Source organism: Ilumatobacter sp., assembly GCF_049588435.1.
Lineage (GTDB): Bacteria > Actinomycetota > Acidimicrobiia > Acidimicrobiales > Ilumatobacteraceae > Ilumatobacter_A.
Genome location: NZ_JBAVYV010000156.1, coordinates 1 through 9326, shown reverse-complemented (window position 1 = coordinate 9326; position 9326 = coordinate 1). Strand labels below are relative to the sequence as shown.

Here is a 9326-nt window from a genome sequence, read left to right as displayed (position 1 = left end):
CGTTCAGCGTGTGTGCGTCACATCGCCGAGCAGACGGTGTCGGTCATGAGACGAGCGACGACGTAGGGATCCATGTTGCCGTTCGGGCGACGGTCCTCGAGGTAGCCCTTCTGGTCGACCGAGACCTGCCACGGGATGCGGATCGATGCACCGCGGTCGGAGACCCCGTAGCTGAACTGGTCGTAGCGCTGCGTCTCGTGGGCTCCGGTGAGGCGGTCTTCGACGCCTTCGCCGTAGTTCTTGATGTGCAGGTCGGCCTTTGCCCCGATCGCCTTGCAGCCGGCTTCGATGTACTTGTAGCCGCCGTCCTCGCGCATCTCCTTGGTGGAGAAGTTGGTGTGCGCTCCGGCGCCGTTCCAGTCGCCCTTGACCGGCTTCGCGTCGATGCTGATGACGACGCCGTAGTCCTCGGCGATGCGATGCAGCAACCAGCGCGCCATCCACAGTTCGTCGGAGACTTCCAGCAGACCGCGCGGGCCGACCTGGAACTCCCACTGACCGGGCATGACCTCGGCGTTGATGCCCGAGAGGCCGATGCCGGCCTGCAGGCAGGCATCCATGTGCTCTTCGGCGATCTGGCGACCGGTGATCGCGTACTCGCCGACACCGCAGTAGTACGGACCCTGGGGAGCGGGGTAGCCACCGTCGGGGAAGCCGAGCGGGCTCAGGTCGGCCTTGAGCATCGTGTATTCCTGCTCGATGCCGAACAACGGCTCGTGCTTCTTGTACTTCTTGGCGGTGCGTGCTGCGGCAGCGCGGGTATTGGTCGGATGTGCCTTGCCGTCGACGAGCATCACTTCGCACATCACCAGGACGTGGTCTCCACCGCGGATCGGGTCGGGGAAGGCGCGGACCGGCTTCAGCACGCAGTCGCTCTTGTCGCCCGTGGCCTGGTTGGTCGACGAGCCGTCGAAGCTCCAGATCGGGTAGTCGTCAGTCGGCTCGTCGAGAATCTTCGTCTTCGAGCGGAGCTGCGGCGTCGGGTTGGTGCCGTCGATCCAGATGTATTCAGCCTTGATAGCCACGTTGGTTGTCCTCGATTTCTTGATGTTGGTCATCGGTCTTCGTTGATACGGCCGACCCTATCGGCGGGTTCTGAGCCGGTTCTGAAGGCTGCCAGCGGGCAGTTGCAGACCTGTTGCCCGACTGTGAACGGCGCGTGAACGCTTCCGGCGTCCGGTGTCAGGGCTGTGTGACCGTGACTTCGGTGAGGTTCGGATCGGCATCGATCTCGGCGTCGGTGTCGAGGATCTGGCGCCAGTTCTTCTCGCTGAATCGAACGGTCTGACTCGCGAAGATGTCCGACTCGCGATGGCCGGTGTTCCCGTAGGTGAGGATCGCCGAGGCGTCGGGTTCACCGGACGAGAAGTCGACGACCATCACGAAGCTGGTCCCGTCGTTGACCGGGTAGCCGTCGCCGCGCAGATCACCGTTGGGGGTGACGAGCTCGCCGCGCGTCGGCGCGGGCTCACTCGAGTTGGCCAGGTCGGACCATCCAACGACGTTGGTGACGCCGTCGTGGCTGGTCCCGCCGTGGAGCGGAATCCGTTCACCGGAGCGTTCGGTGAACTGGGCGGCGCCCATCGTCGCGTCGACTTCGAATCCCGCCTGCGTGATCGTCTGAACCGCGCGGGCCAGCGCCTGCACGACCGGCGTCGGATCGGTGGTGAATCCGGCGGGTGTCTCGGTCGGGTCGGCGGGGTCGAACGGCTCGGAGAACAGCGGGCCGACGGTGGTGAAGTCCTGGTCGGCGAAGCGCGTCATCGTCTCGCGCCAGAGCACGGCACCGGCGCTGTCGAGGTTGAACCGTCCGTCCCACTCGTCGAGTACGTCGCACGCCGGTGTCAGGTCGACGGTCTCGGCCGGAAGCGCTTCGCTGTCGTCGTCCAGCAGGACCGCGTCGACGGGCACGGGGGCAGCCGCTCGGCACGCAGCGACGACCGGTTCGCGGAGCAGTGCGGCGGTCTGGGCCGTGTTGTCGAACGCAGCGTCGCGGAGTTCCTCGGCCGAGAAGTCGTCGTCGGGCCCGGCGAGGTCGAGCGGGTCGTCCTCGGCGAGCACCATCGCGTTCTGACGGGTGCGCATCGAGAGCGGCGCATCTTGCTGACCGTGCAGGACCGAGTAGTCGCCGGTGATCCTGAATCGATCGTTCGGGACCCAGAAGCTGTCGTTCGCGTTGAACACGTAGTCGCGTCGTTCGGTCTGGGGCTGCTCGTCGTACGGCACGAGGCCGGGGTCGCGGGCGCCCTCGACCTCCTCCCAGCGGAACCGGCTGTCGGAGCCGTCGAGGAGGATGACGCCTTCCTCGAACGCGGTGCGGGCGAAGCTCTGGCCGAGGAAGCGATCCTGTGCGTACAGCAGTTCGGCTTCGGCGGAGAGTTTCGGTGTCGCCGAGGTGTCGGCGTACCAGACGTCACCGTCGGCGCCGACCGCGACCGTGTTCGACTGGGCGATGCCCTGGTGGCGGGCATCGGTTTCCTGGAGCTCGGCGAGATCCTCGACATCGAGCAGGTCGGTGGAGAACTCGATCGCCTCGTCGTTGTCGAGGTTGGCATCGCGGTAGCTGAGGACGGTCTCGTTCGTCCAGGCGACGTTGGGGAAGTTGATGATCGGGCCGTACTCGCTCTCGTAGAGCCTGCGGGTCTCGGTGTCGATGGTGCCGTCCGGGCGGAGGATCTCCACGGCGTGTTCCGACGAGGTCATCTCGTGTGGTTCGCCGTCGATGAGGTAGGTCGTCGGCGACGCCGGGTCGAGGTCGAGCGTGTACAGCGTGTAGCGATGGCCCGCCGACGCCGTGTGTGACCAGGCGACACCACTCGTGTACCCCGTCGCGATGCCCGGCAGCCCCGCCAGTTGTACGCCGTAGATGTCGACGTCACCGGGGACGGTCAACTGGACCTCGGCGTAGCGCAGCGCGCCCTCCCACGGGAGGTGCGGGTTCGCGACGAGAGCCGAGCCGGTGCCGCCCTCGATCCGGTCGGCACCGATGGCCCACGCGTTCGAGCCGATGCCCGTGGGCACCAACAGCGAGAAATCGGGTTCCACAGCAGGAGCGTCGGGCTGGGCGTCGACGGCGGGATCGTCGGGGTCGGGCGGCTGAGCGGTCGCGATGTAGTCGGTGAAATTCGCGCCGCTCGCGAGCAGTGCGATCGAGCGTGCGTAGGCGTAGACCTCGATCGGGTCGATCGGCCGGACCCATTCGGCTCCGGTGCACCACCCCGGAAGGTCGCGTCCTCCCTCGTCGGCGAGGTACTGGTTCCAGCCGGTGGTGAAGGCCTCGAACTGTTCGATCACGGCGTCCGACGACGCTGGGAAGTCCACCTCGGCGCGGCCGATGAGGTCGAGCGCGCGCCAGGCGAAGTCGCTGTCGACATTCTCACCGTTCGCTCCCGGTCCGAGGTAGAGCGACCGCTCGCCGGTCACCTTCAGGATCTGGTCGAGCAACGTGCACCCGTACGTCTCACCGCTGACATAGCCCTGCCCGAACGAGATGTCGGCCCGATCACGTCCTTCGATGTGCGGGATTCCGTCGGTCGTCGTGCGAATCGTCGCCTCGAACGTGGGTGGGACCGTGGTCGTCGTGGTCGTGGTGGTGGTCGAGGTGGTCGTCGACGTCGTGGTGGTCGTGTCGGGCGATGTTGGCAGCGGGATCGATTCGGGGCCACTTCCCGGGCGGCACGCGACGACGAGGAGGCCGGAGACGACGACGAGTGCGATCGCCTTCGTCGTCCCCCTCAGCTTCCTGCGCACGGTGATCCATAGTGCCAGATCAGGGGCACTTTCGTTGAGCGAGAACCGCCGGAGTGTCCAAAATCTGAATCCGTCGTCCCTCGGAGGCACCGCTGGGAGGGATTCGGCTCCCGCGGACGGCCCGGTGGTCGACCGCGGACGCGGGGTAGTGTCGGCGCGGTGACGGTGCTTCGAGTCGCTCTGGCCCAGCTCAACCCCACCGTCGGCGGTCTCGACGGGAACCTCGCGATGATGAGCGACGCCTACGAGGCCGCCGAGGCAGCGGGATGCGACATCGTCGCGTTCCCCGAGTTGTCGCTGATCGGTTATCCACCGGAGGACCTGGTCCTGAAGCCGGGCTTCATCGAGGACAACCTCGAGGCGCTCGCCGCGTTCGCCGCCCGCACCGGCCGGTGTGCCGCCGTGGTCGGCTTCGTCGACCAGGACCGCGATCTCTACAACGCGGCGGCGGTCTGTGCGAACGGTGAGATCCTCGGCAAATTCCACAAGCGGCTGCTTCCGAACAGCACGGTCTTCGACGAGCAGCGCTACTTCACGGCGGGCTACGACTCGGACCCGCTCGAGCTGTACCTGATCGGCGGTGTCAAGGTGGCGGTCTCGATCTGCGAGGACATCTGGAGTCCCGTCGGTCCCGTCGCCACGCAGGCCGCCGCCGGGGCCGAACTCAACATCAACATCAACGGCTCGCCGTACGCCGTCGGCAAGGGTCGCCGTCGGGAGCGGATGCTCGCCACACGGGCCGCGGATTCGCACTGCGCGATCGTCTACGTCAACCAGGTCGGGGGACAGGACGAACTGGTCTTCGACGGCGGGTCGCTGGCCTTCGATCACGAGGGCACGCTGCTGGCGCGGGCGCCGCAGTTCACCGAGTCGCTGACCATCGTCGACGTCCCGGTTCCTCCCGTGTACCGCAAGCGGCTGCTCGACCCGCGCGGCCGGGTGACGCAGGCGATGCTCCCGATCGTCGAGGTGACGACGACGCCCGCATCTTCACCCGAGGTGTCCGCGACGCCGATGGCCGAACCCTTCGACGCCGATCGCGAGTTGTACGAAGCGCTCGTCCTCGGAACCGGCGACTACTGCCGGAAGAACGGTTTCACCGACGTCGTCATCGGGCTGTCGGGAGGCATCGATTCGACGGTCGTCGCCGCGATCGCCGTCGACGCACTCGGTGCCGATCACGTCCACGGCGTGTCGATGCCGTCGCGATACTCCTCGGATCATTCGAGGTCCGACGCCGAACTGCTCGCCGAGAACCTCGGAATCGATTTCCGGACGATCTCGATCGAGCCGGCGTTCAGCGCCTACCTCGAGATGCTCGAGTCCTCGTTCGAGGGTCGCGATCCGGGTTTGACCCTCGAGAACATCCAGTCTCGGTGCCGGGGCCAGCTGCTGATGGCGCTGTCGAACGAGTTCGGGTGGATGGTCCTCACGACCGGCAACAAGAGCGAGGTCGCCGTCGGATACTTCACGATCTACGGCGACTCCGTCGGTGGGTACGCGGCGATCAAGGATGTGCTCAAGACGCGGGTCTACGAGCTGTGTCGCTTCGTCAATCGTCGCGCAGGCCGCGAGATCATCCCCGAGAACGTCATCACGAAACCACCGTCGGCCGAACTGCGGCCGGACCAACGCGACGACGACAGCCTTCCGCCCTACGAGGTGCTCGATCCGATTCTCGAGTTGTATGTGGAAGACGACCGGACCGCAGGCGAGATCGTCGAACTCGGCCACGACGAGGACATGGTTCGCCGCGTGACCCGACTCGTGGACATCGCCGAATACAAGCGGCGGCAGTGTCCGCCCGGGGTGCGCGTCAGTCGCAAGGCGTTCGGCAAGGACCGGCGGATGCCGATCACCAGTCACTACCGCGGCTGACGGTCTGTCGCTTCCGATCGGTCAGTCGAGATTCATCGAGTCGTGGAGACGGTCGCCGGTCTCGGCGACGACGACCTTGAGTTGCGCCTCTCCGAGCGCGGTGAACGTCGCTCGGGATTCCGCACGCACGACCCCCTTGAGGTTCAGGATCCGACCGATGGTGACGATGTCGGCGTCGGTCTGTTCGACGATCTCGGCTTCGACGATGTGCGGCTTGTCGACGTAGACGGCCCGGTGGAACTTGGTCGACGTCTCCGAGGTGACCGCCCACTGGCGCCCGATCGCGATGCACGCCCATGCCATCGCCTCGTCGAGCACGGCGAGGCTGACCCCGCCGTGAACCAGCGTGGGAGCGCCGCTGTACGAGTTCGTGAGCGCGAACTCAGCGGTGACGACGTTTCGCTCCGTGTCGTGGAAGAACGGAATCCGGAGTCCGGCCTCGTTGGTGCGCTCGCACACGAAACAGTTGGTGTCGTAGCCGAGGTCGTCGTTGCTGAGCGGGATCCGAGCCACGTCGATGACCGTACGCGATGCCGCACTCGGTCTGGCCGCGGGTTCTGAGCGACACTGCATGGATGCCCGAGAGCTGTGCCCCGATCGCATTCGACGATGATCTGCGCGAACGGATGCGTGTACGTCTCGCCTCGCACGATCGTCTGACGCTGCCGTTGGACGGACGGCGCCATGCGGCCGTCGCGATCGTCGTCGTCGACTCCGAGGTCGGTGCCGATGCCGACGACCCGTTCGAGGCGTCCGATGAGGAGATGCGCGTGATCCCCGGCTACAGCGGTGGCCTCGACGGGCGGATGGCGGGCGTCGCCGGTGGAGCGGCGTTCGTCCTCTGTCGACGCAGTGCCGGGCTCAACACGCACGCGTCGCAGTGGGCGCTGCCGGGCGGTCGGCTCGATGCCGGGGAGTCGGTCGTCGACGCCGCGCTCCGCGAGACGATGGAGGAGATCGGATTGCATCTCGACGACTCGTCGGTGCTCGGCGTGCTCGACGACTACGCGACGCGATCGGGATACGTGATGACACCGGTCGTGGTGTGGGGTGGCAGCGAAGTCGAGTTCGACCCGAATCCCGACGAGGTGCTCGCGACCTATCGGATCGGATTGCGCGAACTCGTCCGGCCCGACTCGCCGCGGTTCGTCGAGATTCCCGAGAGCGATCGGCCGGTCGTGCAGTTGCCGTTGGGTGGTGACCTGATCCACGCGCCGACCGGTGCGGTGGTCCTGAACTTCCGGTGGGTCTGCCTGGACGGGCGATCGAGCGCGGAGTCCCGCGTCGTCGACCTCGAACAGCCGGTGTTCGCCTGGGGTTGACGGCGCTGATCTTCAGCGGCCGGAGTGGCCGAAGCCGCCACCGCGGTCGGCACCGTCGAGGTCGTCGGTGACGTTCCATTCGACGGTGGCGACGGCCTGGATCACGAGTTGCGCGACCCGATCGCCGCGCTCGATCGCATAGTCGGTGGTCGGGTCGGTGTTGACGAGGATGACCTTGATCTCACCGCGGTACGCAGCGTCGATGAGCCCGGGTGCGTTCACCACGCTGATTCCGTGCTTGAGGGCCATCCCGCTGCGGGGGAGGACGAATCCGCCATATCCCATCGGGATCGCAATCGAGATCCCGGTCGGGACCAACCCGCGTCCGCCCCCCGCCGCGAGGGTGATTCCCTCACGTGCGTACAGGTCGAGGCCGGCGTCGCCCTCGTGTGCATATGCCGGGAGCGGGAGTTCCCCGTCGAGTTGGACGATCGGGATCTGCACATTCACGCGTGCCGACTGTATCCGCAGCCCCCGCCCCGCCCCGATCCTGTCGCGCCGGGGAAATTTCGAGGGATCGTGACGAGCAGCGTCACGATCCGACGAAATTCCGACGGACGAGCCGCCGCTCCACCGAAATTTCGAGCGATGTGGACGGCCGGCGTCACGATCACTCGAAATTTCCCCGGGCGGTGATCGGGTCGTGTCGGGCGGGAGGGGTGTGGGGGTGGGGCGTAGAGTGGCGGGGTGAGCGATCTCCGGCGACTGATCTGCAGGGGGCGACCATGACAGCGTCGGATCGTCCACCGTCGGTGGACGCCCTCGCTCGGTCGTTGACGGCCTCCGGACTCCCGCACCCGATCTGTGTCGACATCGCCCGCGAGGCGATCGCGGCGGACGACGTCGACGGGGCGCGCCGCCGGGCGGACCATTTCCGGCGGACATTGCTGACCGATGTCGTCAATGCCACCGGGGTCCTGTTGCACACGAACCTCGGCCGTGCACCGCTCGCCCACAGCCAGGATGCCCGTCCGCAGACGGTCGAATTCGACCTGTCCAGCGGCGAACGAGGCTCGCGCCAGACCGCGGTCGGACAGTTGTTCGCGCGTCTCACCGGCGCGGAGGCCGCGATGGTCGTCAACAACAACGCAGCCGCGGTGCTGCTCGTTCTCGCGGCGCTCGCGGCCGGCCGTGATGTCCCCGTCAGCCGCGGCGAGAGCGTCGAGATCGGCGGGTCGTTCCGCGTTCCCGAGGTGATGGAACAGTCGGGCTGTCGCCTGATCGATGTCGGCACGACCAACCGCACCCGCCTCTCCGACTATCAGCGAGCCATCACCCGAGCCGACACCGATGTCGCGATCGTCATGAAGGTCCACCCGAGCAACTACCGTGTCGAGGGGTTCATCGAGGAGACGTCGCTCCCAGAGCTCGCCACGCTCGAGGTCCCGGTGATGGCCGACATCGGCAGTGGGTTGCTCGACGCCAACGTGCCGTGGCTCACAGGCGCGCCTCCAGCGTGGCTGGCCGGAGAGCCGGCAGCGGTCCAGGCGATCGCGGACGGGGTCGACATCGTCACCTTCTCGGGCGACAAGTTGCTCGGCGGTCCACAGGCCGGGATCATCGTCGGCCGAGCCGACCTGGTCGAACGGTGCGCGCGCCACCCTCTGGCCCGTGCGCTGCGGCCGGGCGGACTGGTACTGCGGTCGCTCCAGGACACCGCTCTCACCTACCTCGACAAGCGGGCGGCGACCGACATCTCGTTCTGGCGGATGGTCGGCCGTTCGATGGATGACCTCGACCGGTCCGCGGAGCGCATCCGAGCAGCACTCGAACAGGACCATGGGATCGTTCCCGCCCGCGTGATCACGGCGGCATCCGAAGCGCTTCCGGGCGCCGGCTCCGCACCGGGCATCACGATGCCGTCCCGTGCCCTCGTCGTCGACGGCGACCACCTCGCCGCCCTCAGGTCCGCTCCGATCCCGGTGATCGCGCGGACCCGCGACGGACGCACGCTGCTCGACCTCCGCACGATCGACCCGGCACAGGAACCGCACGTCGTCGCCGCGCTCGGCTCCGCGTTGGCCGTCACATGACCGTCGTCGTCACAGCGGGCCACGTCGATCACGGCAAGTCGTCGCTCGTCCTCGCCCTCACCGGTACCGACCCCGACCGATTCGAGGAGGAGAAACGGCGCGGGCTCACCATCGATCTCGGTTTCGCCCACACCGTGCTCCCGTCGGGGACCGAACTCAGCTTCATCGACGTTCCCGGGCACGTGAAGTTCCTGCGCAACATGCTCGCCGGTGTCGGCGGGGTGAACGCCTGCGTGTTCGTCGTCGCGGCGACGGAGGGCTGGAAGCCCCAGTCGGAGGAACACCTGCGCATCCTCGAGTTGCTCGGCGTCGAGTTCGGGCTGATCGCGCTGACCAAGGTCGA

8 protein-coding genes are annotated in these 9326 nt (G+C 67.1%); 4 read left to right on the top strand and 4 right to left on the bottom strand.

The features are described 5' to 3' along the window. Nucleotides 1–17: 17 nt before the first annotated feature. Together glnII and WBV89_RS05770 are read right to left on the bottom strand one after the other, a co-directional pair. Entirely contained in the window at nucleotides 18–1025 is a 1008-nt protein-coding gene (gene glnII, locus WBV89_RS05775) for a glutamine synthetase GlnII (protein ID WP_423980384.1), read from the bottom strand. A gap of 157 nt (nucleotides 1026–1182) precedes the next feature. Then, a complete protein-coding gene (locus WBV89_RS05770; protein ID WP_423980383.1) occupies nucleotides 1183–3750 on the bottom strand; it encodes a penicillin acylase family protein in 2568 nt (855 codons plus the stop codon). A 159-nt stretch (nucleotides 3751–3909) separates the two neighbouring features. On the opposite strand from WBV89_RS05770, the gene WBV89_RS05765 reads away from it, so the two are divergent. Then, nucleotides 3910–5628, top strand: coding sequence for an NAD+ synthase (locus tag WBV89_RS05765; protein ID WP_423980382.1), 1719 nt, complete (start codon nucleotides 3910–3912; stop codon nucleotides 5626–5628). 21 nt (nucleotides 5629–5649) lie between these two features. Here the strand turns inward: WBV89_RS05765 and WBV89_RS05760 are convergent, their stop codons facing one another. After that, nucleotides 5650–6141, bottom strand: coding sequence for a PaaI family thioesterase (locus tag WBV89_RS05760; protein ID WP_423980381.1), 492 nt, complete (start codon nucleotides 6139–6141; stop codon nucleotides 5650–5652). A gap of 62 nt (nucleotides 6142–6203) precedes the next feature. On the opposite strand from WBV89_RS05760, the gene WBV89_RS05755 reads away from it, so the two are divergent. Next, complete coding sequence (locus WBV89_RS05755; protein ID WP_423980380.1) at nucleotides 6204–6950, top strand: NUDIX hydrolase; 747 nt, start codon at nucleotides 6204–6206, stop codon at nucleotides 6948–6950. 12 nt (nucleotides 6951–6962) lie between these two features. Here WBV89_RS05755 and dut read toward each other — a convergent pair whose 3' ends face one another. Further along, complete coding sequence (gene dut, locus WBV89_RS05750; RefSeq protein WP_423980379.1) at nucleotides 6963–7400, bottom strand: dUTP diphosphatase; 438 nt, start codon at nucleotides 7398–7400, stop codon at nucleotides 6963–6965. Nucleotides 7401–7675: 275 nt separating this feature from the next. Here dut and selA point away from each other — a divergent pair, with 275 nt between their 5' ends. Further along, nucleotides 7676–8983, top strand: a complete 1308-nt coding sequence (selA, locus tag WBV89_RS05745; protein ID WP_423980378.1) for an L-seryl-tRNA(Sec) selenium transferase — start codon at nucleotides 7676–7678, stop codon at nucleotides 8981–8983. Then, nucleotides 8980–9326 (top strand): GTP-binding protein (locus tag WBV89_RS05740; protein ID WP_423980377.1); only part of this gene is annotated, 347 nt, incomplete at its 3' end. The genes selA and WBV89_RS05740, both read left to right, overlap by 4 nt.

What these genes read in the sequence shown, in the direction of transcription:
- WBV89_RS05755 (WP_423980380.1), top strand. Translation starts at nt 6,204, where the DNA reads ATGCCCGAGAGCTGTGCCCCGATCGCATTCGACGATGATCTGCGCGAA.
- selA (WP_423980378.1), top strand. Translation starts at nt 7,676, where the DNA reads ATGACAGCGTCGGATCGTCCACCGTCGGTGGACGCCCTCGCTCGGTCG.